23 protein-coding genes and 2 tRNA genes are annotated in these 21411 nt (G+C 65.0%); 12 read left to right on the forward strand and 13 right to left on the reverse strand.

Annotated features, from left to right (window positions below):
• Positions 1-2: 2 nt before the first annotated feature.
• The 3 genes from VGN62_RS01990 to VGN62_RS02000 form a co-directional block, all read right to left on the reverse strand.
• Positions 3-2117 (reverse strand): prolyl oligopeptidase family serine peptidase, encoded by a 2115-nt coding sequence (locus VGN62_RS01990; protein WP_327450647.1) that lies wholly within the window; start codon positions 2115-2117, stop codon positions 3-5.
• A gap of 75 nt (positions 2118-2192) precedes the next feature.
• Positions 2193-2615: a DUF4112 domain-containing protein gene (locus VGN62_RS01995; RefSeq protein ID WP_327450766.1), complete on the reverse strand. Its 423-nt coding sequence runs from the start codon at positions 2613-2615 to the stop codon at positions 2193-2195.
• 42 nt (positions 2616-2657) lie between these two features.
• The gene (locus tag VGN62_RS02000) at positions 2658-4163 is read right to left on the reverse strand and encodes an ABC transporter substrate-binding protein (protein WP_327450649.1); all 1506 of its coding nucleotides are present in this window, start codon (positions 4161-4163) and stop codon (positions 2658-2660) included.
• 86 nt (positions 4164-4249) lie between these two features.
• Between VGN62_RS02000 and VGN62_RS02005 the strand changes: the two genes are divergently transcribed.
• Entirely contained in the window at positions 4250-5182 is a 933-nt protein-coding gene (locus VGN62_RS02005) for a GNAT family N-acetyltransferase (protein WP_327450650.1), read from the forward strand.
• Positions 5183-5191: 9 nt separating this feature from the next.
• Here the strand turns inward: VGN62_RS02005 and VGN62_RS02010 are convergent.
• Positions 5192-5277 (reverse strand) — tRNA-Leu (locus VGN62_RS02010).
• 90 nt (positions 5278-5367) lie between these two features.
• On the opposite strand from VGN62_RS02010, the gene VGN62_RS02015 reads away from it, so the two are divergent.
• Both VGN62_RS02015 and VGN62_RS02020 read left to right on the forward strand, forming a co-directional pair.
• A complete protein-coding gene (locus VGN62_RS02015) occupies positions 5368-6306 on the forward strand; it encodes an ABC transporter ATP-binding protein (RefSeq protein ID WP_327450652.1) in 939 nt (312 codons plus the stop codon).
• A complete protein-coding gene (locus VGN62_RS02020) occupies positions 6303-7070 on the forward strand; it encodes an ABC transporter permease (RefSeq protein WP_327450654.1) in 768 nt (255 codons plus the stop codon). The genes VGN62_RS02015 and VGN62_RS02020 overlap by 4 nt, the downstream gene beginning before the upstream one ends.
• 39 nt (positions 7071-7109) lie before the next feature.
• Here the strand turns inward: VGN62_RS02020 and VGN62_RS02025 are convergent, their stop codons facing one another.
• On the reverse strand, positions 7110-7388 hold the full coding sequence (locus tag VGN62_RS02025; protein ID WP_293645256.1) for an integration host factor subunit beta: 279 nt from the start codon (positions 7386-7388) through the stop codon (positions 7110-7112).
• A gap of 207 nt (positions 7389-7595) precedes the next feature.
• Entirely contained in the window at positions 7596-9308 is a 1713-nt protein-coding gene (gene rpsA, locus VGN62_RS02030) for a 30S ribosomal protein S1 (RefSeq protein WP_327450659.1), read from the reverse strand.
• 332 nt (positions 9309-9640) lie between these two features.
• Here rpsA and VGN62_RS02035 point away from each other — a divergent pair, with 332 nt between their 5' ends.
• Positions 9641-10927 carry an adenylate/guanylate cyclase domain-containing protein gene (locus tag VGN62_RS02035; protein ID WP_327450661.1) on the forward strand — a complete coding sequence of 429 codons (1287 nt, stop codon included), beginning with the start codon at positions 9641-9643 and terminating at the stop codon, positions 10925-10927.
• On the opposite strand, the gene VGN62_RS02040 is transcribed toward VGN62_RS02035, so the two are convergent.
• Genes VGN62_RS02040 through aroA form a run of 3 tightly spaced genes read right to left on the reverse strand, consistent with a single transcriptional unit; the run spans position 10911 to position 13329 of the window.
• Positions 10911-11540: a d(CMP) kinase gene (locus VGN62_RS02040; RefSeq protein WP_327450663.1), complete on the reverse strand. Its 630-nt coding sequence runs from the start codon at positions 11538-11540 to the stop codon at positions 10911-10913. The two genes, VGN62_RS02035 and VGN62_RS02040, sit on opposite strands and share 17 nt — an antisense overlap.
• Complete coding sequence (locus tag VGN62_RS02045) at positions 11537-12004, reverse strand: DUF6869 domain-containing protein (RefSeq protein ID WP_327450665.1); 468 nt, start codon at positions 12002-12004, stop codon at positions 11537-11539. The genes VGN62_RS02040 and VGN62_RS02045 overlap by 4 nt, the downstream gene beginning before the upstream one ends.
• Positions 12001-13329 carry a 3-phosphoshikimate 1-carboxyvinyltransferase gene (gene aroA, locus VGN62_RS02050; protein ID WP_327450667.1) on the reverse strand — a complete coding sequence of 443 codons (1329 nt, stop codon included), beginning with the start codon at positions 13327-13329 and terminating at the stop codon, positions 12001-12003. The genes VGN62_RS02045 and aroA overlap by 4 nt, the downstream gene beginning before the upstream one ends.
• A gap of 125 nt (positions 13330-13454) precedes the next feature.
• On the opposite strand from aroA, the gene VGN62_RS02055 reads away from it, so the two are divergent.
• Positions 13455-13781, forward strand: coding sequence for a TIGR02300 family protein (locus tag VGN62_RS02055; protein ID WP_327450669.1), 327 nt, complete (start codon positions 13455-13457; stop codon positions 13779-13781).
• Between the two features lie 130 nt (positions 13782-13911).
• Positions 13912-13987 (forward strand) — tRNA-Ala (locus VGN62_RS02060).
• 68 nt (positions 13988-14055) lie between these two features.
• Here VGN62_RS02060 and VGN62_RS02065 read toward each other — a convergent pair.
• Positions 14056-14502, reverse strand: a complete 447-nt coding sequence (locus VGN62_RS02065) for an Rrf2 family transcriptional regulator (protein ID WP_327450671.1) — start codon at positions 14500-14502, stop codon at positions 14056-14058.
• Positions 14503-14655: 153 nt separating this feature from the next.
• Between VGN62_RS02065 and VGN62_RS02070 the strand changes: the two genes are divergently transcribed.
• The 3 genes from VGN62_RS02070 to VGN62_RS02080 are packed head-to-tail and all read left to right on the forward strand — an operon-like array spanning position 14656 to position 16550.
• Entirely contained in the window at positions 14656-15213 is a 558-nt protein-coding gene (locus VGN62_RS02070) for a hypothetical protein (protein WP_327450673.1), read from the forward strand.
• Positions 15197-15913, forward strand: a complete 717-nt coding sequence (locus VGN62_RS02075; RefSeq protein ID WP_327450675.1) for a hypothetical protein — start codon at positions 15197-15199, stop codon at positions 15911-15913. Before VGN62_RS02070 ends, VGN62_RS02075 begins: the two co-directional genes overlap by 17 nt.
• A 34-nt stretch (positions 15914-15947) precedes the next feature.
• A complete protein-coding gene (locus VGN62_RS02080; protein WP_327450677.1) occupies positions 15948-16550 on the forward strand; it encodes an HD domain-containing protein in 603 nt (200 codons plus the stop codon).
• Positions 16551-16636: 86 nt separating this feature from the next.
• Here the strand turns inward: VGN62_RS02080 and VGN62_RS02085 are convergent, their stop codons facing one another.
• The 3 genes from VGN62_RS02085 to VGN62_RS02095 form a co-directional block, all read right to left on the reverse strand.
• A complete protein-coding gene (locus VGN62_RS02085) occupies positions 16637-17440 on the reverse strand; it encodes an enoyl-CoA hydratase-related protein (RefSeq protein WP_327450679.1) in 804 nt (267 codons plus the stop codon).
• A 136-nt stretch (positions 17441-17576) separates the two neighbouring features.
• Positions 17577-17948, reverse strand: a complete 372-nt coding sequence (locus tag VGN62_RS02090; protein ID WP_327450681.1) for a hypothetical protein — start codon at positions 17946-17948, stop codon at positions 17577-17579.
• Positions 17949-18000: 52 nt separating this feature from the next.
• On the reverse strand, positions 18001-18651 hold the full coding sequence (locus VGN62_RS02095; RefSeq protein ID WP_327450683.1) for a hypothetical protein: 651 nt from the start codon (positions 18649-18651) through the stop codon (positions 18001-18003).
• A 65-nt stretch (positions 18652-18716) separates the two neighbouring features.
• Between VGN62_RS02095 and VGN62_RS02100 the strand changes: the two genes are divergently transcribed.
• The 3 genes from VGN62_RS02100 to VGN62_RS02110 all read left to right on the forward strand — a co-directional run bounded on the left by VGN62_RS02100 (position 18717) and on the right by VGN62_RS02110 (position 21400).
• A complete protein-coding gene (locus VGN62_RS02100) occupies positions 18717-20312 on the forward strand; it encodes a peptide chain release factor 3 (RefSeq protein ID WP_327450685.1) in 1596 nt (531 codons plus the stop codon).
• Between the two features lie 56 nt (positions 20313-20368).
• Positions 20369-20824, forward strand: coding sequence for a hypothetical protein (locus VGN62_RS02105; protein WP_327450687.1), 456 nt, complete (start codon positions 20369-20371; stop codon positions 20822-20824).
• A 102-nt stretch (positions 20825-20926) separates the two neighbouring features.
• The gene (locus VGN62_RS02110; protein WP_327450689.1) at positions 20927-21400 is read left to right on the forward strand and encodes a hypothetical protein; all 474 of its coding nucleotides are present in this window, start codon (positions 20927-20929) and stop codon (positions 21398-21400) included.
• The last annotated feature ends 11 nt before the right edge of the window (positions 21401-21411 follow it).

Consider the following 21411-nt stretch of genomic DNA (forward strand, 5'->3'; position numbering starts at 1 on the left):
CGCTATTTCTTCTCGACGAGCTCGCGCGTCAGGAAGGCGTGGAGCATCGCCGCGCGCACCGCATCCTCGGCATGGTCGGCGCCGACCGAATGGCCGCCCTCCAGATATTCGTGATAATAGACGCGGTTGCCGTTCTCCATCAGCCGCGCGGCAAATTTGCGCGCATGGCCGGGGTGGACGCGGTCGTCCTTCGTCGAAAGATAGAGGAAGATCGGCGGGTATTTCACGCCCTTGCGGATGTTGTGATAGGGCGAATATTTCGACAGGAACGCCCAGTCAGCGGGCATATCGGGATCGCCATATTCGGCGACCCATGAAGCGCCCGCGAGCATCTTGTCGTAGCGCCACATATCCTTGATCGGCGAACCCGAGATCACCGCGCCGTAGAGGTCGGGGCGCTGCGTCATCGCGGCGCCGACGAGCACGCCGCCGTTCGAGCGGCCCGAGATCGCGATCTTGCCTTTCGCGCTGACCCCCGTCTTCACCAGATCCTCGGCGACGGCGTGAAGATCGTCGAAGCTGTTCTGGCGCTTCTCGCGCAGCGCCGCCTGATGCCAGGCGGGACCATATTCGCCGCCGCCGCGGATGTTGGCGAGCACGTAGGCATTGCCGTCCTCGACCCAGAACAGCCCGAGCGGGCCAGCGCGGTACGGCTGGCCGGTGAGATAGCCCGGCGTCTGCGCGGCGCGGAAGCCGCCATAGGCGTGGATCAGAGCGGGGACGGGCGCTTCGCTGTCCGATTTCTTGCGGACGAGAAAATAGGGTACCCGCGTGCCGTCCTTCGACGTCGCGAAACGCTTTTCGACGAGCATGTTGCTCGCGTCGAAGGTTGCGGGCAGGCTCTGCACCGTTTGCGGCGCGCCGGTTTCGGTGACAGCGTAGAGCGTCGGCGGCATCAGCATTGTCTCGGCGGTCGCGAGGACGATATCGCGCTTGCCGATCGTCCCCGCGATGGTGACGGTCGCCTTGTCGGCGAGCGGCACTTCCTTCTGGCTCCAGCGGCCGGTTGCGGGATCGCGGCGCAGCGCGAACAGCTTGCCTTCGACATCGTCGAGCGCCTTGACCCAGAGGACATTATCGGTGGCGGAGACATTTTCGATGGCCTGCGCCTTCGTCGGGGTCATCGCGGTGACGATCGGCACCTGCCGGTCGGCCGACATGTCGGCAAGCGAGAGCGAGACGAGCGAGCCGGCGGGGATGTTTGCCCAGTCCTGATTGAGGAAGATGACCAACTGTCCGTCGACGACGTCGCGCACGCTCGCGGTGTCGGGGACGATCGACGAGATATAGCGCGATCGGTCGATATTCGGCAGCTTGACGTCGGCGGTGTAGAAGGTCTTGCCGCGGCTGATCATCGGCCAGCGCGTATCGCCGTCGGTGAAGGCGAAGACGTTCATCCCGACATCGTCCTGCTCGCCCTCGGCAACCGTTTCGGCCGCGGCGAGCGGCGTGCCGCGCTTCCAGCGCTTGACGATGCGCGGATAGCCCGACGCGGTCATGCTGCCCGCGCCATAATCGGTCGCGACGAGCAAAGTGTCGGCGTCCTCCCACGTCACGCTGCTCTTCGCCTGCGGCAGGGCGAAGCCGCCATCGATAAAGCTCTTCGTCGTGCGGTCCCATTCGCGCACGACGTCGGCGTCGGTGCCGCCGGGGCTCAGCGAAACGAGGCAGCGTTTATAGTCGGGAGCGAGGCAGTCGGCGCCGTGCCAGACCCAGCTCTGTTTCTCTGCCTTGCCGAGCGCGTCGACGTCGATCAGCGTCGTCCAGACGGGCTTGCCCGCGAGCCAGGCGTCGAGCGGGCTTTGGCGCCACAGGCCGCGCGGATTGGCCGCGTCGCGCCAGAAATTGGTGATCGTGTCGCCCATGACCTCGCCGGGTTCGGCGATCTGGCGGTCGTCGTCGAGAATTTCGCGCGCGCGCTTGCGGTCGGCCTCGAACCCCGGGCGGGTGGTGACCAGCTTGTCGGTGGCCGCATTTTCCTTTTTGACCCAGTCGAGCGCCTTCGCGCCCTCGATATCCTCGAGCCAAAGCCAGGGGTCTTTGGCACCCTGCGCGGCCGCCGCGACGGCGGCGAAGGAACAGCTGAGGGCAAGCGCGGCGAGGCTGGCGCGGATCATTCGGAAAGTCTCCCCTGGGGTGTGGTGACGCTGTGCTAGCAGCATTGCACACCCGAGGGGAAGGAGGCGAAGCGCCTATTGGTCGATGATCATCGTGCCGGGATGATGCTTGTCGAGATGCTTCTTGATGATCTTGAGATTGCGCGTGTTCGAGCGGAAGAAGAAGTCGAACGCGTCGCCGACGAGCGGGACCGCGCCGAGCGCGGTGTCGACGCCGAGGTTGCCGACCATGCGCCAGATTTTCCATTTCGGCATGCCGAGGTTGCGCGCTTCCCAGATCAGGTACGCGCCCATCGTCGCGGCGATCACGTCGCCGACGACGGGAACGAGGCCGACGATCGCGTCGAGGCCCACCGGGCGGTTGATGCCGGGGATGACAAAGCTGCGTTCGAGCAGGATTTCCATCGTCTCGACGCGCTTGCGCAGCGCTGCGGGATCGGTCCGGTTCTGGATCAACGCATCGAAAATCGCATCGGGATTGGGGGTCGAAGGGGCAATCGGGGTCCTTTCAAAAGCGCCCGAACTTGAAGCGCCACTGTATTAGTTAGGTAAGGCGATGAGATGTTTCAATGGGTGCTGCGCACGGCCGTTGGCGCGCAGGCCCGTCAGCCGCTGCGACGCGACCGACCAGCGCAGCGGCGTCGCGAGCGGGATGAAGGGAGCGTAGCGGGCGAGCACGGCTTCGGCCTCGCCGACTTGTTGCGCGCGCTGGCCCGGGTCGATGTTGTGCGTCGCCTGGTCGATCAGGTCCTGCGCGTCGCGGTTGCAGAGCGTATCGCGGCGACACGACAGGCGGCGTAGGGCCCATAAGGCGTCGTCATTGGGTGCGACCTCGTCGATCAGGCGAAGGTCGGCGGCCGAGGCCATCGCGACCCGGCGGCTGGGCACGCCGATTGCCGCGAAATCGGCCGAAACATAGGCGAAGAGGATGCGGCCGCCCGGCGTGTCGGGGACGGCGATACGCAGCGGCTCGATCGCGCGCCCCGCGCCGCGCCAGGCATCGACGGCGCGCTTCGCCTGCGCGACCCGCGACGCCTCGTCATAGTCGGCCCATATGGGGACCAGCGGGGCGGGGCCGCCATCGCGCGCGTAGAGCACGGGGCGGAGCGTCACCTGCGGCTGCCATTCGGCGAGTCCGAAGGCGTCGACCAGCCGCTCGCGCCGGATCGCGCGGACGAGCGCCTCACGATTGGTGTCGGTGGCCAGAAAACCCTCGGCGCGGACGAAGGACAGACCGAACAGCCCGGGGACCGGGTCGACGACGAGCCGCGAGCGGCCGATGTTCGATGCGACGAAATAGGGCAGGGTCGAAAAGCGGCCGCCGATCACGCCGTCGGCATAGCCGTTCTTGAAGCGCGCGAGCGCGCCTGCGGGCGACGTGCCGGTGAGCTCGATCGACGAGGCGGGGTCGTGCGCGGACGCCTCCGCGGCTTCGGGATCCTCGGCGAGCGGGTCGGGAACGGGGGAGAGCAGCACGGCGCGGCCGATTTTGCGCGCGCGCATCGGACCCCAGCCCATGCCCTTGTTGACGATCGCCATCGACGGCTGCGCGAGCAGCTCGAGGAGCGCGGGTTGCGGCACCGCGAGGCGGATTTCGATGACGGTGTCGGTCATCGCCTTGATCGTCTCGACCTCGGGGAAATCGTCCTTCAGCACATGGCGGCTGGCGGGCGCGAGATAGGATCGCAGGATCGCGGCGACCTCTTCGGCGGCGACCTTGCGCCCGTTCGACCATTTGGCCTCGCGTAGGCGGAAGATATAGCTGCGCCCGTCGGTGGTCACGGTCCAGCGATCGGCAAGGCCGGTGTCGATCTGTCCCTCGCCGTCATAGCTGACGAGCCCTTGCGACGTGGCGTCGAGCAGGGCGGCGTTGACGGCGGAGAGTTCGCCATCGAGCGGGGTCGCGGCGGGGTTGAGCGACCCCATGGCGGCAATTTTCACCGGCCCGCGCTCGCCGAACAGGCCGCAGCTCGACACGGTGAGCGCAAGGCCTGCCGCCGCCGCCACGACCTTGGCGGTGCGTCCGTATCTGCCTTGTCCCGTCATTCCGCGTCTTGCCTCCCAATTCCGTAAGCCAATCATAACCATGTGCTGCGAAACCGGAATAGGGCTATCGCAACAAAGGGGAGCGAATGCGGGATCGGGGGGAAGGGCAGGCGGACGAAAGCGTTGCGCTGCGCGTCGAGGTGGCAGGGCGGACGCTCGGGCATGTGCGGCGGCGGCTGCGCGTCGTGCCGCATGGTCTCGATGCCGTGCTGGCGGGTTCGCCCGGCGACCTGCCGCCCGCGGGGCAGGACGGGTGGCTGCTCCGCTCGCTGCCCGCGGCGCGGCTCGGCGCGGTTGCCGCGCCGATGGCGGGCTGGCTGGTCACCGTGCGGCAGGCCTATCCGCGCCACTATATCTCGATGGAGGGCGAGGGGTTCGACGATTGGTGGCAGGGCTTTTCGTCGAAGACGCGTTCGACCCTGTCGCGCAAGGCGCGGCGGCTGGCCGACCGGTTCGAGGGCGGGTTTTCGGTGCGCTCCTATCGAACCGCCGACGAGGTGGCCGAGTTCATGGCGATTGCCGGCGCACTGTCCGAGCGCACCTACCAGGCGCGGCTGATGCAGGCGGGGCTGCCCACCGGCGGGGCGGATGTGGCGGAGGCCGTGGCCGCGGCCGCGGCGGACAAGGTTCGTGCGTTCCTGCTGCTCGCGGGCGGGCGAGCGATCGCCTATCTCTACCTGCCGGTCGAGCGCGGCATGCTCGTCTATGCGCATCTCGGCTATGATCCCGATTTTGCCGATCTGTCGCCGGGCAATGTCCTGCACGTCGAGGCGATGCGCGCGCTCTATGAAGAAGGCGGTTTTCGCGCGTTCGATTTCACCGAGGGTGACGGCGCACACAAGGCGCAATTCGGCCGCGCGTCGGTGGCTTGCGTCGACGTCCTGCTGCTGCGCCCGACCTTGCGCAATCGCGCTGCGCTCGCGGTGATGCGCGGAATCGACGCGCTGGCGGCGTGGGGGAAGGGCGCGCTCGACCGGATGGGCCTGCGGGCGGGGGTAAAAGCGCTCATCCGGCGTTGAGGCATTTGCTGGTGCGGACGGCGGGACTTGAACCCGCATGACACTAGGCCGGCAGATTTTAAGTCTGCTGCGTCTACCGATTTCGCCACGTCCGCACGCGCGGTGTCGGTCAAGCCGATGGGCCGATGGAGGTCAAGCGATGTTTGCCGCTTCACGCGGTCGGGCGCCTCGGCTAGACCCGCGTCATGACTCCAGTCCTCGAGATTTCCGGCCTCGGAAAAACGTACAAGAGCGGTCACAAGGCGTTGAGCGACGTCGACCTCACCATCAACAAGGGCGAAATTTTCGCGCTGCTCGGGCCGAACGGCGCGGGCAAGACGACGATGATCAGCATCGTCTGCGGGATCGTGACGGCGAGCGCCGGGACGGTGACCGTCGCCGGGCACGACCATGCGCGCGATTATCGCGCGGCGCGCTCGCTGATCGGGCTGGTGCCGCAGGAACTGCACACCGACGCGTTCGAGACGGTGCTGGCGACAGTCAGCTTCTCGCGCGGGCTGTTCGGCAAGCCGCGCAATCCGGCCTTTATCGAGCGATTGCTGCGCGATCTGTCGCTGTGGGACAAGCGCACATCGAAGATCATGGAATTGTCGGGCGGCATGAAGCGCCGCGTGATGATCGCCAAGGCGCTGAGCCACGAGCCCGAAATCCTGTTCCTCGACGAGCCGACCGCAGGGGTCGACGTCGAGCTGCGCCGCGACATGTGGCAGATGGTGCATGGGCTTCGCGAGCGCGGGGTGACGATCATCCTCACGACCCATTATATCGAGGAGGCCGAGGAAATGGCTGACCGCGTCGGGGTGATCAGCAAGGGCCAGCTCATCCTGGTCGAAGAGAAACATGCGCTGATCAAGAAGCTGGGGCGCAAGACGCTGACGCTCAACCTTGCCGAACCATTGCAGGCGGTGCCCGCCGAACTCGGCGACTGGAAGCTCGAACTCGCGGGTGACGGACACGAACTCGTCTATGAATTCGACAGTCAGGCCGAGGCGACCGGGGTGCCGTCGCTGTTGCGGCGGATGAGCGACATCGGCGTCGGCTTCAAGGACCTGCATACGAAGCAGAGTTCGCTCGAGGATATTTTCGTCGGGTTGGTGCATGAAAAGAAGGAAGAGGCGGCATGACCGCGAACTGGCGCGGTGTGCGCGCAATCTACGCTTTCGAACTGGCGCGCTTCGGGCGCACCTTCTGGACCAGCCTGATGTTGCCCGTGATCACGACGGCGCTCTATTTCGTTGTCTTCGGATCGGCGATCGGCAGCCGGATGAGCGAGGTGAGCGACGTCCCCTATGGCGCGTTTATCGTCCCGGGGCTGATGATGTTGACGATGTTCACCGAGAGCATCAGCAACGCGTCGTTCGGCATCTATATGCCCAAATGGACGGGGACGATTTACGAGATGCTGTCGGCGCCGCTGTCGCCGCTCGAAACGGTGATCGCCTATGTCGGCGCCGCGGCGACCAAATCGGTGATCATCGGGACGATCATCTTCGCCACCGCGCACCTGTTCGTCGACGTGCAGGTCGCGCACCCGCTCCTGATGGTCGCGTTCATGATCCTGATGGCGGTGACCTTCTGCCTGTTCGGCTTCATCATCGGCATCTGGGCGCAGAGCTTCGAGCAGTTGCAGGTGATCCCGCTGCTCGTCGTCTATCCGCTGACCTTCCTCGGCGGCGCCTTTTACTCGCTCGACATGTTGCCCGCCGCGTGGCGGACGGTCACGCTGTTCAACCCCGTCGTCTATCTGATCAGCGGGTTCCGCTGGACCTTCTTCGGCAAGGGCGATGTCGGCATCGAGGTCAGCATGGGCGCGGTCGCACTCTTCCTCGCGCTCTGCCTCGGCGTGATTTTCTGGATGTTCCGGACCGGATACCGGCTCAAGAACTGAGGCCGGTATCGCGGGCCGTGACGGTCAAGGTGCGCGGTGTCAGTCGTTCAGACGCTCGCGCATTTCCTTGCCCGGTTTGAAATAGGGGACATTTTTGGCCTTCACGTCGACCGCCGCGCCCGTCCGCGGGTTGCGGCCGGTGCGCGAGTCGCGCGACCGGGTCGAGAAGGCGCCGAAGCCCCGAAGTTCGACGCGGCCGCCCGAGGCGAGCTGGTCGACAATCGAATTGAAGAAAGTGTCGACGATGCGCTCGACTTCCTCGAGCCGCAAATCGCTGTTTTCACTCGCGATCTTCTGAACCAGTTCTGACCGGATCATGTGCTTCCCCTAATTATGTACAATCACGCCATTCCCGCCGAAGCGGGCATCCGGTCGTTGCCGGCCCTTTGCGTGAGACCCCTCCCAACGCGCGGAGAAGGTATCATGAATCACTTTTCGGTCAAAATATATCACGACAAGAAAAAGGCCCGCAGAGGGACACTCTGCGGGCCTTTTCATTTGCCTTGCGGCGGAAGGATGAAATTATCAGTCCTTCTTGCCGGCCTTCAGCGCTTCGCCGAGGATGTCGCCGAGCGAGGCGCCCGAGTCCGACGAGCCGTACTGCGCAACAGCCTGCTTCTCTTCGGCGATCTGCATCGCCTTGACCGAGAAGTTCGGCTTTTTCGAGCGGTCGAAGCCGATGACCATCGCATCGAACTTCTGGCCGACCTGGTAACGTTCGGCGCGCTGTTCGTCGCGGTCGCGGCCAAGGTCGGCGCGCTTGATGAAGCCGGTGGCGCCATCGTCGCCAGCCTGAACTTCGAGGCCATTGTCGCGGACTTCGAGGACCGAGACGGTGACGACGTCGTTCTTCTTCAGCGAACCCGCAGCAGCGGCGCCGCCGCCAACGGCCGGAGCACCCTTTTCAAGCTGCTTGATGCCGAGGCTGATGCGTTCCTTCTCGACGTCGACGTCGAGAACGACGACCTGCACGGCCTCGCCCTTGCGGTGGAGGTGCAGCGCTTCTTCGCCCGAGATGCCCCATGCGATGTCCGACATGTGAACCATGCCGTCGACGTCGCCCGGGAGGCCGACGAACAGACCGAATTCGGTCGCGTTCTTGACTTCGCCTTCGACGACCGAGCCCACCGGGTGGGTTTCGGCGAACGCGCCCCAGGGGTTCGACTGGGCCTGCTTGAGGCCGAGGCTGATGCGGCGCTTGTCGCTGTCGACTTCGAGGACGATGACGTCGACTTCCTGGCTCGTCGAAACGATCTTGCCGGGGTGGACGTTCTTCTTGACCCACGACATTTCGCTGACGTGGACCAGGCCTTCGATGCCGGGTTCGAGTTCGACGAACGCACCGTAATCGGTGATGTTCGTGACGGTACCCGACAGCTTCGCACCGACGGGGTACTTGGCGGCGACGCCTTCCCACGGATCGCTTTCGAGCTGCTTCATGCCGAGGCTGATGCGCTGCGTGTCGCGGTTGATGCGGATGATCTGGACGCGGACATTGTCACCGATGTTGATGACTTCGCTCGGGTGGTTGACGCGCTTGTAGCTCATGTCGGTGACATGGAGCAGGCCGTCGATGCCGCCGAGGTCGACGAACGCACCGTAATCGGTGATGTTCTTGACGGCGCCCTCGATGATCTGACCTTCTTCCAGGTTCTGGATCAGGCCCGAGCGCTGTTCGGCGCGCGTTTCCTCGAGGATGGCGCGGCGCGACACGACGATGTTGCCGCGGCGGCGATCCATCTTGAGGATCTGGAAGGGCTGCGGCAGGTCCATGAGCGGACCGACGTCGCGCACGGGGCGGATGTCGACCTGCGAACCGGGAAGGAACGCCACGGCGCCGCCGAGGTCGACGGTGAAGCCGCCCTTGACGCGGCCGAAGATGACGCCTTCGACGCGGGCTTCCTTGTTGAATTCTTCTTCGAGGCGGTCCCACGCGGCTTCGCGGCGAGCACGGTCGCGCGACAGCATGGTTTCGCCATTGGCGTTTTCGACGCGGTCGACATAGACTTCGACTTCGTCACCGACGTTGATGTCGGCCTTCTGGCCCGGCATGGCGAATTCGCGAAGCGGCACGCGGCCTTCGCTCTTCAAACCAATGTCGATCACTGCCAGGTCGTTTTCGATCGCGGTCACGGTGCCCTTGACGACGCGGCCTTCAAAGCCGCCATCAGCACCACCCAGCGATTCGTCGAGCATCGCGGCGAAATCGTCGCGCGACGGAAAAGCCGTAGAGGCCATAGAGAGTTTCCTTACTTCATTTGTTCCGGCCAAGCGGTTGGTTCCGCTGGTCTTGTGGCCGATCCGTCCTGCCCGCCGGATGCGGAGCAAGACATCCTCCGGACGCTTCACGGGGCAAGGCATGGGCAAAGCAAAATGGGCGCGGCGGGTGTGTCCCGTCACGCCCGACGCCCGGTTCGGGGCGGCGGTTTGTCCATGCCTCGACCGGCAAAAAGCCCGTCGGACGGCGCGCATATAGTCGCGAAGCCCGGCCGAAGCAAGCCGGAAACCGCGGTAAACCGCGTGGTAAGACCTTGCTTATAGATTCTCCCACGCAATCGAGAGGGGGCTCCATGCAAGTGATGTCGCACGGCCAGTTCGCCGACCCGGCGGTCGAGGCGCGTTTCCAGGAAACGGCGCGCACGCTGCGGCTGCCCTTCGTCCGCGTTTACGGCGTGCTCTTCATGCTCGTTGCGCTGGCCTATACGATCGCGAACCCGATGTTCGTCAGCCATGAGGATACGGCGAAGCTGGCGATCTATTTCGGCTGCATGCTTATCCTTGCGGGTACCTATATCGGCGCGACCTTCTGGCCCGGCTATGTGTCGCGGCCGGGGGTCGATTTTGCTGCGTTGCTCGGAATCGTCTTCCTGCTCGGCCACATCAACCTCGTGCTGTTCGATGAGCTGATCGATCTGCAGGAGGAAATGCACGCGGTAGGGGTGATGAATCGCCTGTCGGTCAGCGCTTTCGCCGCGGTCGCGCTAGCCAGCCGTCCGCGGTTGTTCCTGCTGTGGCTTGCGCTCGACGTCGTCGTTTTTCTCTCGACCGTGCTCGCGGTGCAGAGTCATGGCGCGGGCCTCTGGTACGCGCTGCTCAGCTATATGAGCGGCGCGATGATCATGATTGCGATCAATTTCGCGATCGACCGGTCGAGCCGCGGCGCTTTTGCGCTGGCCGAAGCGTTGGAGGCCGAGCGCGCGAAGAATGAGGCGCTCGTCTATAACATGCTGCCCCATGCCGCGGTCGAACGCATCCGCGATGGGCGCGTTGTCGCCGACAGCTATGCCGACGCAAGCGTGATCTTTATCGATATGGTCGGCTTTACCCGGCTGGCACAGCGTGTGTCGCCGGGGCATCTGGTCGAGCTGCTCAACAATTTCTTCAACCACGCCGACCGCTGCGCCGCCGAACATGGGGTGGAGAAGGTCAAGACGATCGGCGACGCCTATCTGGCGATCGCGGGCGGTAATGTCGTGAGCGGCAACAGCGCCGACGCAGCGATCGCCTTTGCACGCGCCGTGCTCGACGGTGTGGGCGAGTTGCAGCGTATCGCCGGGACCGATGTCGGGCTGCGCGTCGGCATCCACAGCGGGCCGGTGGTCGGCGGGGTGATCGGCGCGACGCGCATGGCGTATGACTATTGGGGCGAGACGGTGAATATGGCGGCGCGGCTGGAAAGCACCGCGCCCGTCAACGGCATCGCGATTTCGGAAAGCACCTGGCTGCGCACGACCGACCGAGCGGCGTTCGGGCCGCCGCATGACGAGATGTTGAAGGGCGTCGGCGAAACCTGCGTCTATCACGCCGCGCCGGCGGCAGGGGTGGCGGATCTGACCGCGGTCAGCCGGGTCGCCTGACCTTTTCCTCGACGAAGGCGATCGCGGCGGCGAGCGCGGCGGCCTTGTCCATGTCCGTATTGTCGAGCAGCATCGCGTCGGGTGCACGGAGCAGCGGCGCATCGGCGCGGCCGGTATCGCGCGCATCGCGAGCGTGGACGTCGGCGAGCACGGCGTCGTAGCTGATTTCGACGCCGCGGCCGAGCATTTCGGCATGGCGGCGGCGGGCGCGCTCTTCGGGGCTGGCGGTCACGAACAGCTTGGCGTCGGCGTGCGGCGCGATGACCGTCCCGATGTCGCGCCCGTCGAGCACCGCGCCGCCGGGCTGGTTCGCGAAATCGACCTGCCGCTGGAACAGCGCCTTGCGCACCGCGGGATGGACCGAGGCGCGGCTGGCGAGGCTGCCGGTGCTTTCGAAGCGCAGTGCCGGATCGCCCAGCAGGTTGTCGGGGAAATCGCACGCCGCGAGCGCGTCGGCGGCATTGTCGGGGTCGCCATGGTTGAGCTGGGTCTGGTAGCCGACCGCGCGATAGAGGAGGCCGGTGTCGAGCACGGGCAGGCCGAAATGCGCCGCGAGCGCCTTTGCGATCGTGCCCTTGCCCGACGCGGTGGGGCCGTCGACCGCGATGATCATATCGAAGGCCTCGGCGGCAAAGCGTCGCCATCTATCGTCATAGTTCTGACGGCTTGTGCCACGGCATCGACATTTTCCGGCTTGATGGAGTGAAGCGAAACGCCGCTCAGCATCCAACGGAAACGAGGGGTGTGGCGCGCTTCGGTTACAATTCTAGCGAGAATATCGTCGCCGTGCACACTGAGAATATCTTCCAGGGGGCCGGCAGCGATCAGTCCCAGAAATAGCGGGTCGTCATATGTCGCCATCGCGAGCACGACGAGCGCGAGGCTGCGGTCCGCATCGCTCGCGTCGTGGAGGATGGGATCGATGACCAAGTCGGAGTCATCGACCTCTTCGCCCGCCCGCTTTCGAGCGAAAGCGCCATGCCACTCATAATATTCTGCGAGCACCCGTTGGAGTGCGTCGACGTCGGAGCGTCCGCGCGCGCGTTGCAACTCGTCTAAGTATTCAATGTTGCTCAACGGGTCAGCCCATCCAGAAGCGCTTCGAAATTGGGAAAGCTCGTCGCGACGGGGGCGATGTCGTCGATCGTCACCGGCGCCTTGCTGACGAGGCCGGCGACCGCAAAGCTCATGCAGATGCGGTGGTCGAGGTGGCCGGCGACGGTGGCGCCGCCGGGCAGCGGGTCGCCGCCGGTGCCGTCAATGACCAGGCCGTCTTCGCTTTCTTCGACGCGCGCGCCGATCGCCTCGAGGCCGGTCGCCATCACCGCGATGCGGTCGCTTTCCTTGACGCGCAGTTCGTCGAGTCCGGTCGTCGTCGTGCGTCCCTCGGCGAGCGCGGCGGCGACGAAGAGGATCGGGAACTCGTCGACCATGCTCGGTACGACGGCGGGGTCGACGTCGATGCCCTTGAGCGCGCTGTGGCGGACGCGAAGGTCGGCGACGGGTTCGCCGCCGACTTCGCGCGTATCGAGCAGTTCGATGCTGCCGCCCATCTGTTGCAGCACCTCGACCAGGCCGGCGCGTGTCGGGTTGAGTCCGACATTGGCGATGGTGATGTCCGAGCCGGGCACGATCAGCGCCGCGACGATGAAGAAAGCGGCCGACGACGGATCGCCGGGGACGACAATTGTTTGCGGCTTCAGCTCGGCCTCGCCGGCAAGGCGGATATGGCGCGTGCCGTCGCTGTCGGTCTCGACGCGGAGGTCGGCGCCGAAGCCGCGGAGCATCCGTTCGCTATGGTCGCGCGTTGGCACCGGCTCGATCACTTCGGTGATGCCCGGCGTGTTGAGCCCGGCGAGCAGCACCGCGCTCTTCACCTGCGCCGACGCCATCGGCAGGCGGTAGGACAGGGGGATGGCGGGGGCGAGGCCGCGGACCATGAGGGGAAGGCGGCCGCCGGGCGAGGCCGAAATGTCGGCGCCCATCTGCGATAGCGGGTCGATGACGCGGCCCATCGGGCGGCCCGACAGGCTGGCGTCGCCGGTGAAGGTCGCGGTGATCGGGTGGCTCGCGACGAGGCCCATGAGGAGGCGTGTCGAGGTGCCGCTGTTGCCCATGTCGAGCGCTTCGCGCGGCTGGAGCAGTCCGCCGACGCCGACGCCGTGGATGCGCCATTCGCCGTCGTCCCGGCGCTCGATCGTAGCGCCCATCGCGCGCATGACGGCGGCGGTCGCGAGGACGTCGTGCCCTTCGAGCAGCCCCGTGACGCGGCTTTCGCCGACGGCGAGGGCGGAGAGCATCAGCGAACGGTGCGAGATGCTCTTGTCTCCGGGGATCGCGATCCCACCTTTGAGCGGAACGGAAGCGGAAAAGCTGCGCGGCGTGGCGGTTTGATCGGTCATGGCGTGCGGCTTTTGACAGCGGCCTTGCAATCTGGCAAGGCGCACGCCGATTTGACGGATAGCTATTCAGCTCCCGTCGCTTTTCCGATATTCTTATCCTGTTTCCAAAGGGTTACGAGGCATATATGATCAAGGCTGAATGGGGCACGAAGCGTAGCTGCCCGAAATGCGCAACCCGATTCTATGATTTGACCAAGGACGATCCGATCAGCTGCATCAATTGCGGCTATAACTGGATCCCGGAATCGGTGCTGAAATCGAAGCAGCCGATGCCGTTCGAGGAAGCCGAAAAGCCGGGCAAGGTCGCCAAGGAAGAGGTCGTCGCCGACGAGGATCTGGATCTGGACGTCGATGTCGACGAGGACAGCGATTCGCCGGACAACGATGTCGACCTGGGCGGCGACGACGATCTGGGCGTCGCGACCGGCGACGACGAGGACGACGAGGGCTGATTTTCCTGCGGGGGGCCAAAAAAGCATCGAAAGATGATTTGGCCCCTTGCATCACTGGGTGGCGCTGCTAAAGGCGGCGTCCCGGTCGCAGCAGCCAAGGCAATTGGCGAGAGCGACACCGAAATGGCACGGGGCCTTAGCTCAGCTGGGAGAGCGCCTGCATGGCATGCAGGAGGTCAGCGGTTCGATCCCGCTAGGCTCCACCATTTCACAAAAAGGCCCGCGAAAGCGGGCCTTTTTTGTTGCGCGAAGCCTTTGCTGCCATTGAGGTTGGCTATTCGGCCGCCTCGTCCTTTTCGAACAGCGGCTGCATTTCGATCGGGTCGGCGAGCGTGATGCGATCGAGGATCGCCGCGGTATCGTCGCGGACTTTCAGCATCAGGCTGCGCATCCGGCATTCGGCTTCGGGAAGGCAATTCTTGCAATGCTCGTGTGCGTTGCGCGCGGCGCAGGGGACGAGCGCGAGCGAGCCGCGCGTCAGGCGGACGAGGTCGCCATAGCTGATGTCGATCGGGGGCAGCGCGAGCTGGTAGCCGCCGTCGCGCCCGCGCTGCGAGATGAGCAGGCCTTCGCGCGCCATTTCCGACAGGATCACGGTCAGAAATTTGGGCGGGATATTCTGCGCATCCGCAATATCCGCGAGCTGGACCTGCCCCTTGCCCCAATGGTCGGCAAGATGCTGGAACGCACGGATCGTATAGCGGGTTTTCTGCGATAGCATGGCGGCGTTAGTGAGACATATTCAGCCTTAATTCAACCTGTCTGGATGACATAAGTTGCACGGTTGATGAAAATCACAGCGGGTGGCATGAACCGCGCATAAAATGGGTCGCAGGCCAGCCCGGTTTCGGGCGCGACAAGGGTGGATATGATGATGCGTAAAATTTTGGCGACCCCGGCCGTTCTGGCCGCCTGCCTGCTCGCGGTGGCTCCCGCGCAGGCGCAGTTCGGAAGTCTGCTCCGCAAGGTGACGACCCCGGCTCCGAAACCGAGCGAAGAAGGCAATGGCGGCTGTCCCAAGGGCAAGAAGGGCAGCAGCATCGGCCGGAACATCCTCGGCAATGTGATCAACGACGCGGTCGGCGACGCCGCGAGCAAGGCGGGCGTTTACAGCTATGTGCCGATTTCGGAGGTCAGCGGGACGCTGACCGACGCGATTGCGTGCCGGCTCGATCCCGCCGAACAGGTTCAGGCCGCGGCGGCGACCGAAGAAGTGACGCGCGGCGAAGAGGTCGGCGCGACCGCGAACTGGACAAGCGAAACACGCGCGAATGTCAGCGGGTCGTCGACCGTCGCGGCGAAGAACGAACTCGCCGACGGCACCCAGTGCATGAACGTCACCGACATCGTTATCGTCGAGGGCGAGGAAACGCGCGTGTCGAAGCGGATGTGCAAGGGGCCGGGTCAGGCGCGCTATGTCCTTGCGGCATAAGCTTGTCCGCATCGGCGTCGCGGCGGGGCTGATCGCCTGCCTGACCGGCGCGGCGAAGCCCACGGTCGACCCCGCGAACCCGACCTGTCCGCTCAATCCCGACTGGTCGGCCAATCCGACGATGAAGCTGACGCCGGTCGCCAAGAAGGGCGGCAAGGTGCTCCTCGCCGAGGGGCGGATCGATGCGGGGCTGCCCGACCGGCTGAAAGCCGCGCTCGCCGCCAACCCCGACATCAGCGAAATCTGGCTGCGCTCGCCGGGTGGCGACGCGCGTGCGGGTAATGCGGCGGGGCGGGTCATCCGATCGAACTTTGGTCTCGTCACGCGCATCCCCGCGGGCTGGGCCTGCTTCAGCGCGTGCAATTTCATCTTCATGGGCGGCCAGCCGCGCGTGATCGATCCCGGCGGGCTGTTCATCGTCCATATGTTTACGCGCACCGGCGACCGCAGCGCGATCGACATGAGCGTTGCGATGGGAACCGACGCGACCAAGGAATTGATCGGCGATATCGAACAGGATGCCGCGCTGCTCGCGAGCGAGGACAATGATTTCCTGATCCGCATGGGCGTGTCGCGCAAGCTCTTGACCGAGGTCATGTACCAGCAAAAGGCGCTCGCCAATTCCGAGGACAAATCGACGCGGCGCTGCCTGACGCAGGCCGAGGTCAAAACCTATAACGTTGCAAATAACAACGAATAGGATAGGCTCTCCTTAAAATACAGGAGAGGCTGCCATGAACGAGATGACGCACGACCATGCGACGTTCCGGTCGATGATCGACGGAACGCAGGAAGATTGGGACATTATCGCGCGCGAGCAAAAGGAGTTCGCGCCGAACAATGGCAAGCGCATCCTCGACCATCTGAAGCTGCTCGGCGGCGATTATGGCGGCTTTCCCGTCGACCGGCTCGAACATTGCCTGCAGACGGCGACGCGCGCGCACCGCGACGGGCGCGACGAGGAATATGTCGTGATGGCGCTGCTCCACGACATCGGCGACACATTGGGCGCGTTCAACCATCCCGATGTCGCGGCAGCGATCCTGAAACCCTTCCTGTCAGAGGAAAATCTGTGGATCGTGCAGCATCACGGCATCTTCCAGGGTCATTATTTCTTCCATTATCTGGGGCTCGACCGCGACATGCGCGACCAGTTCCGCGATAGCCCGCACTATGCGGCGTGCGCCGAATTCTGCGAGAAATATGACGCGCCGGCGTTCGACCCCGATTATGAGAGCGAACCCCTCGAATTTTTCGAGCCGATGGTGATGCGCCTCTGCTCCTATCCGCGCACGAGCATCTACAAGAAGGTGATGGTCGAGGAAGCGGCGGAATAGGCGAAAAAAGCCCCGGCGAGAGGCCGGGGCTGTCCAATTCGCTGTTCAGGACCCCGGCCTCGCGCCGGGGTTCGCATTTCGGGGCCTTACTTGCCCTTGAACTCGGTCTTGCGCTTCTGCTGGAACGCCATGATGCCTTCCATTGCGTCGGCGCTGTTGCCCGCGATGAACTGGCCCTTCGCCTCGGCGTCGAGCGTGTCCGAATAGCTTTGCGACAGGCCGTCGCGCAGGACCTTGCGCATCGTGCCGAGCGCGAGGGTCGGGCCGTTCGCGAGGCGCGCCGCGAGCGCCTTCGCCTCGGTCATCAGGTCGGCATCCTCGACGCATTTGTAGATGAGGCCCCAGTCGGCGGCCTGTTCGGCGCCGATCTTTTCGCCCAGCATCATCATCTGCGTCGCGCGTGGCAGGCCAATGAGGCGCGGCAGCAGCCACGACGATCCGCCGTCGGGGACGAGGCCGATGTTGACGAACGCCTGGAGGAAATAGGCGCTCTTGCCCGCGATGGTGAAATCGCCCGACAGGCCGAAGCTGCACCCGACGCCCGCCGCGGGGCCGTTGACCGCGGTGACGACCGGGATGTCGAGGTTCGCGAGCGCGAGCAGCATCGGGTTATAATGGTTGCGCAGCGCCTTACGGCTGTTGGCGCCGCCGCCGACCGCCGACCCGCTGCGATCGCCCGCAAGGTCCGCACCCGAACAGAAGCCGCGCCCCTCGCCGGTGATCAGCAGCGCGCGCGCACCCAGCACCGGCAGATAGTCGAGCGCAGTGCGGATATCGTCGGCCATCGCGGGCGGCATCGAATTGAGCCGGTCGGGACGGTTGAGCGTGATCGTCGCGACATGGTCGGCGACCTCGAACTTGATCGTGTCGAAGCTGGGAACATCGGTCATGGGGAAGAATCCTCTGCGCTCTCGTTGGTCTTTACCTTTACGTTCACGTAAAGTTGTGACGCATTCGACGAGCGAGCGCAAGGGGGAAGGGCGGTGCGGCGACCGTCCGGCACGAGGATCCTGTTCTTTGAAAGGCCTATCCCGCAGGCGGCCGTTCGCCTCTCCCGTCATCGGGCGGCGACGGGGGGGCGATGTAAATGCTGCAACGGCCGCGCTCGTCGAGAACGACAGAGTCCTTGTATGTCACCACGCGCCGGAAGGTGAGCGCTTTCCGATCGATCGAGAAGGCGCCTTCGACGGGTTTTGGCCAGCTGTCGGGAAATCCGATCTCGCTCGCGCCGAAGGTGGCGTCGACCCGAATAATGCCCGACGCATCCGGATATTGCACCTTTCGTTCACTCTCGAAGAGTGTGAACTCATGTGTCTGGAGCCGGTCCGCGCCCTCTGCGCGACAATGGAGTTGAACCGCGTCCGGCGAGAAGAACATCCACAGGAGGAAGGGCAGCATTCCGGGAGGTTAACCGAATCCGCGGACGCGTCAAACGGAAGCTGTGGTGGTCCTATTCCTTCCCCAGCCGCACGAAGCGCATCCGGCCCTCGGCGCGGTGGAGCGTGAGTCCGCGCTCGGTCTTCTCCGCGCAGGCGCCGTCGAAATCGACGACGCCGATATCGTTGGGTTTGATGATCACGTGCAGCTTGCCGCCGTCGACTTCGGTCAGTTCGAAGGGCGGGGCGGTGATGTCGTAAATGGGTTCGCGCACCTCGATCCGGCGCGGGATCCGCTTGTCGTCGTCGGGCATCGTCCAGCCGTCGGCCTGCGTGTAACCGTCGAGAGGGTCGCCGCTGTCGAACCAGATGGTGAAATCGACCCCGGCGATCGCGCGTCCGTTCGGCCAGGTGACCGCGATCGTGGGCACCAATCCGTCGATCTCGCCGAGCGGGCCTTTTTCCATCGTCGGCGGCACCGGTTTCGGATCGGTGGTCAGGCAGACCATGTCGCCGCGTGTTTCCCAGCGGCCCTCGGCGCGCTCGTCGAGCGCGCCCGCGGCGAGTATATATTGGAAGCGGCCGTCATTGCGGATCAGCAACCCGCCGCCGACGTCGGGGCCTTCGGCGAGGCTATATTCGCCGACGAAGGGTGCGTCCTGCGCGGCGGCAGGGATGGCGATCAGGGCAGCGAAGGGGAGCAGGATGCGCATGGCGCCGATCATGCGTCCGCCAGCGCCGCGATGCCAGCCCTTTCCACTTGCCCTGCCACCTGCTAACCGCCCGCGCCATGTCCCAGAACCGCCCCGACCGCCGTACCTTCGCCATCATCTCGCATCCTGACGCGGGCAAGACGACGCTGACCGAGAAATTGCTCGTCGCGGGCGGCGCGATCCATATCGCGGGCGAGGTCAAGGCGCGCGGTGCCGCGCGGCGCGCGCGTTCCGACTGGATGAAGATCGAGCAGCAGCGTGGGATTTCGGTCACCTCGTCGGTGATGACGTTCGAACACGCCGGGCTGACCTTCAACCTGCTCGACACACCGGGGCACGAGGATTTCAGCGAGGATACCTATCGTACCCTCACCGCCGTCGACAGCGCGGTGATGGTGATCGACGCCGCAAAGGGCATCGAGCCGCAGACGCTCAAGCTGTTTGAGGTGTGCCGCCTGCGTTCGGTGCCGATCATCACCTTCATCAACAAGGTCGACCGCGAGGGGCTGCCGCCGTTCGAACTGCTCGACGAGGTCGCCGACCGGCTCGCGCTCGACGTGTGCCCGATGAACTGGCCCGCGGGCATGGGCGGGCAGTTCGAGGGAATCTACGACCTTGTCGATCCGGCGATCATGCGCCCGGGTGCCGATGCGTCGCGCATGTACGAAGGCCACCGCGCGAAGGTTAGCGGGCTGGGCGATCCGGCGCTCGCCACCGAACTCAGCGCCGGCGGGCTCGCGCACCTCAAGGAAGAGACCGAACTCGCGTCGGCCTGTTACGCGCCGTTTGACGCTGCGGCATACCGCAATGGCGACCTGACCCCCGTCTATTTCGGATCGGCGCTTAAGGAATTCGGCGTCATCGATCTGCTCGCGGCGCTCGCCAGCCACGCCCCCGGCCCGCAGCCGCAGCCGGCGGAGCCCGCGCCGGTGCAGCCCGACGACGAGGCGGTGACCGGCTTCGTGTTCAAGGTACAGGCGAATATGAACCCCGCGCACCGCGACCGCATCGCCTTCATGCGTCTCTGCTCGGGCAAGTTCGAGCGCGGGATGCGCCTGATGCAGGGCGGGACGGGCAAGGCGATCGCGATCAGCCGCCCGATGCTGTTCCTCGCGCAGGACCGCGAAATGGCCGAGGAGGCCTGGCCCGGCGATATCATCGGCATCCCGAACCATGGCACGTTGCGCGTCGGCGACACGCTGTCCGAACGCACCGACATCACGATCACGGGCCTCCCGAACTTCGCCCCCGAACTGCTGCGCCGCGTCGCGCTTGTCGATCCGACCAAGACCAAGCAGCTCCGCAAAGCACTCGACGACATGGCCGAGGAAGGGATTATCCAGGTCTTCTATCCCGAAATCGGGTCGAACATGATCGTCGGCGTCGTCGGCCAGCTCCAGCTTGAGGTGCTGATCAGCCGGCTCGATGCCGAATATAAGGTCGAGGCGAAGCTCGAACAGTCGCCGTGGGATACCGCGCGCTGGATCGCGAGCGACGATCCGGCGGCGCTGAAGGCGTTCCAGGCCGATCACCGCGGCGCGAGCGCGACCGATCGCGACGGCGCGCCGGTGTTCATGGCGAAGGACGCGTGGGAAGTCGGTTATGTGACCCAGCGCCACCCGGCGATCCGCTTTACCGCGACCAAGGAGCGCCGGTTCGCCGACGCGGGTTGATCGCATCGGCGATCTCCGTCACCATGACCGCCGGGTCGATCAGGGTGGGGGTATCGATGCGCAGATGGATTTTGGCACTCGCGGTGATCGCGGGCAGTGCGCCGGCGGCGGCGCAAGGGGTAGCGCTTCCGGTCGCGCCGGGCTTCTGGACGAACGACAAGGAGACATGCGCGACCGTCCATCACGGTTACGTCTTCGACGGAAAGCGTTGGGGCGCGCTCTATTATTACGGGCCGGGCGGTTCGATGGGACCGTCTGCAGAGCTCGAACCGATCACGCAGGCGCGGGTCGTGGCGGGCGGCTTCACCCAGATGCAGTTCGGCGGTTATGACGGCGTGGGCTATCTGCGGATCAAGTCGCTCGGCACCGACCGGGCGCTGTACCGGCTGGGCGCGCCGTTCCGCGACGAAATCCAGGAGACCGACGAGACGCTGGTCCGTTGCAGCCTCGCTTCGCTGTCGCCGAAGATGAAGGCGGCGATGAAACGTTTCGCTCCCGCAGTCGTCAAATAGGACTGGGCGGATCGGCGCACGCGTCCCCGATCCGATGCCAAGGGATTGATCGCGCTCTGCGATTTTTCTACCGTCGCCCGGATTTCGAAGGGGAGGGTGTCGATGCGCGGACCGGGATTGCTGCTTGTTGTCGGGATCGGCGTGATGGCGTCGCCGGCCATGGCGCAAAAGGAAATCAGCCTGCCGATACCGCAGGGCTTATGGACCGCGGCGATCGACCCGTGCCACAGCACGACGCATCTGAACGTCTATGACGGCAAGCGCTGGGGCAGCGTCTATTATTATGGCGACAAGAACGATCAGGGGCCGGAGGCGGCGTTCGACGATATCGTTGAAACGCGCCCGGCGGCTCATGATTTTACCGAAATGCGCTTCGGCTTTTCGGGGGGCGCCTCCTATATCCACATCAAACCGTTCCGCCGCGATGGCATGATCTATCGGACGGGAGGTCCGACTGCGGCGGGATTCGTCGTGAAGAACGAGACGCTCTATCTGTGCGACTATTCGAAGCTGTCGAAGAAGATGCAGAAGGCCGTGAAGAGTCACGCGCCCGCGTTCGTCACCGCGAAAAAATAAGCGCGGCCGGC

The sequence above is a fragment of the Sphingopyxis sp. genome, from assembly GCF_035998905.1.
Lineage (GTDB): Bacteria > Pseudomonadota > Alphaproteobacteria > Sphingomonadales > Sphingomonadaceae > Sphingopyxis.

What these genes read in the sequence shown, in the direction of transcription:
- VGN62_RS01990 (WP_327450647.1), bottom strand. Translation starts at nt 2,117, where the DNA reads ATGATCCGCGCCAGCCTCGCCGCGCTTGCCCTCAGCTGTTCCTTCGCC.
- VGN62_RS02000 (WP_327450649.1), bottom strand. Translation starts at nt 4,163, where the DNA reads ATGACGGGACAAGGCAGATACGGACGCACCGCCAAGGTCGTGGCGGCG.
- VGN62_RS02005 (WP_327450650.1), top strand. Translation starts at nt 4,250, where the DNA reads ATGCGGGATCGGGGGGAAGGGCAGGCGGACGAAAGCGTTGCGCTGCGC.
- VGN62_RS02015 (WP_327450652.1), top strand. Translation starts at nt 5,368, where the DNA reads ATGACTCCAGTCCTCGAGATTTCCGGCCTCGGAAAAACGTACAAGAGC.
- VGN62_RS02020 (WP_327450654.1), top strand. Translation starts at nt 6,303, where the DNA reads ATGACCGCGAACTGGCGCGGTGTGCGCGCAATCTACGCTTTCGAACTG.
- VGN62_RS02025 (WP_293645256.1), bottom strand. Translation starts at nt 7,388, where the DNA reads ATGATCCGGTCAGAACTGGTTCAGAAGATCGCGAGTGAAAACAGCGAT.
- rpsA (WP_327450659.1), bottom strand. Translation starts at nt 9,308, where the DNA reads ATGGCCTCTACGGCTTTTCCGTCGCGCGACGATTTCGCCGCGATGCTC.
- VGN62_RS02035 (WP_327450661.1), top strand. Translation starts at nt 9,641, where the DNA reads ATGCAAGTGATGTCGCACGGCCAGTTCGCCGACCCGGCGGTCGAGGCG.
- VGN62_RS02040 (WP_327450663.1), bottom strand. Translation starts at nt 11,540, where the DNA reads ATGATCATCGCGGTCGACGGCCCCACCGCGTCGGGCAAGGGCACGATC.
- aroA (WP_327450667.1), bottom strand. Translation starts at nt 13,329, where the DNA reads ATGACCGATCAAACCGCCACGCCGCGCAGCTTTTCCGCTTCCGTTCCG.
- VGN62_RS02055 (WP_327450669.1), top strand. Translation starts at nt 13,455, where the DNA reads ATGATCAAGGCTGAATGGGGCACGAAGCGTAGCTGCCCGAAATGCGCA.
- VGN62_RS02065 (WP_327450671.1), bottom strand. Translation starts at nt 14,502, where the DNA reads ATGCTATCGCAGAAAACCCGCTATACGATCCGTGCGTTCCAGCATCTT.
- VGN62_RS02070 (WP_327450673.1), top strand. Translation starts at nt 14,656, where the DNA reads ATGCGTAAAATTTTGGCGACCCCGGCCGTTCTGGCCGCCTGCCTGCTC.
- VGN62_RS02075 (WP_327450675.1), top strand. Translation starts at nt 15,197, where the DNA reads ATGTCCTTGCGGCATAAGCTTGTCCGCATCGGCGTCGCGGCGGGGCTG.
- VGN62_RS02080 (WP_327450677.1), top strand. Translation starts at nt 15,948, where the DNA reads ATGAACGAGATGACGCACGACCATGCGACGTTCCGGTCGATGATCGAC.
- VGN62_RS02085 (WP_327450679.1), bottom strand. Translation starts at nt 17,440, where the DNA reads ATGACCGATGTTCCCAGCTTCGACACGATCAAGTTCGAGGTCGCCGAC.
- VGN62_RS02090 (WP_327450681.1), bottom strand. Translation starts at nt 17,948, where the DNA reads ATGCTGCCCTTCCTCCTGTGGATGTTCTTCTCGCCGGACGCGGTTCAA.
- VGN62_RS02095 (WP_327450683.1), bottom strand. Translation starts at nt 18,651, where the DNA reads ATGATCGGCGCCATGCGCATCCTGCTCCCCTTCGCTGCCCTGATCGCC.
- VGN62_RS02100 (WP_327450685.1), top strand. Translation starts at nt 18,717, where the DNA reads ATGTCCCAGAACCGCCCCGACCGCCGTACCTTCGCCATCATCTCGCAT.
- VGN62_RS02105 (WP_327450687.1), top strand. Translation starts at nt 20,369, where the DNA reads ATGCGCAGATGGATTTTGGCACTCGCGGTGATCGCGGGCAGTGCGCCG.
- VGN62_RS02110 (WP_327450689.1), top strand. Translation starts at nt 20,927, where the DNA reads ATGCGCGGACCGGGATTGCTGCTTGTTGTCGGGATCGGCGTGATGGCG.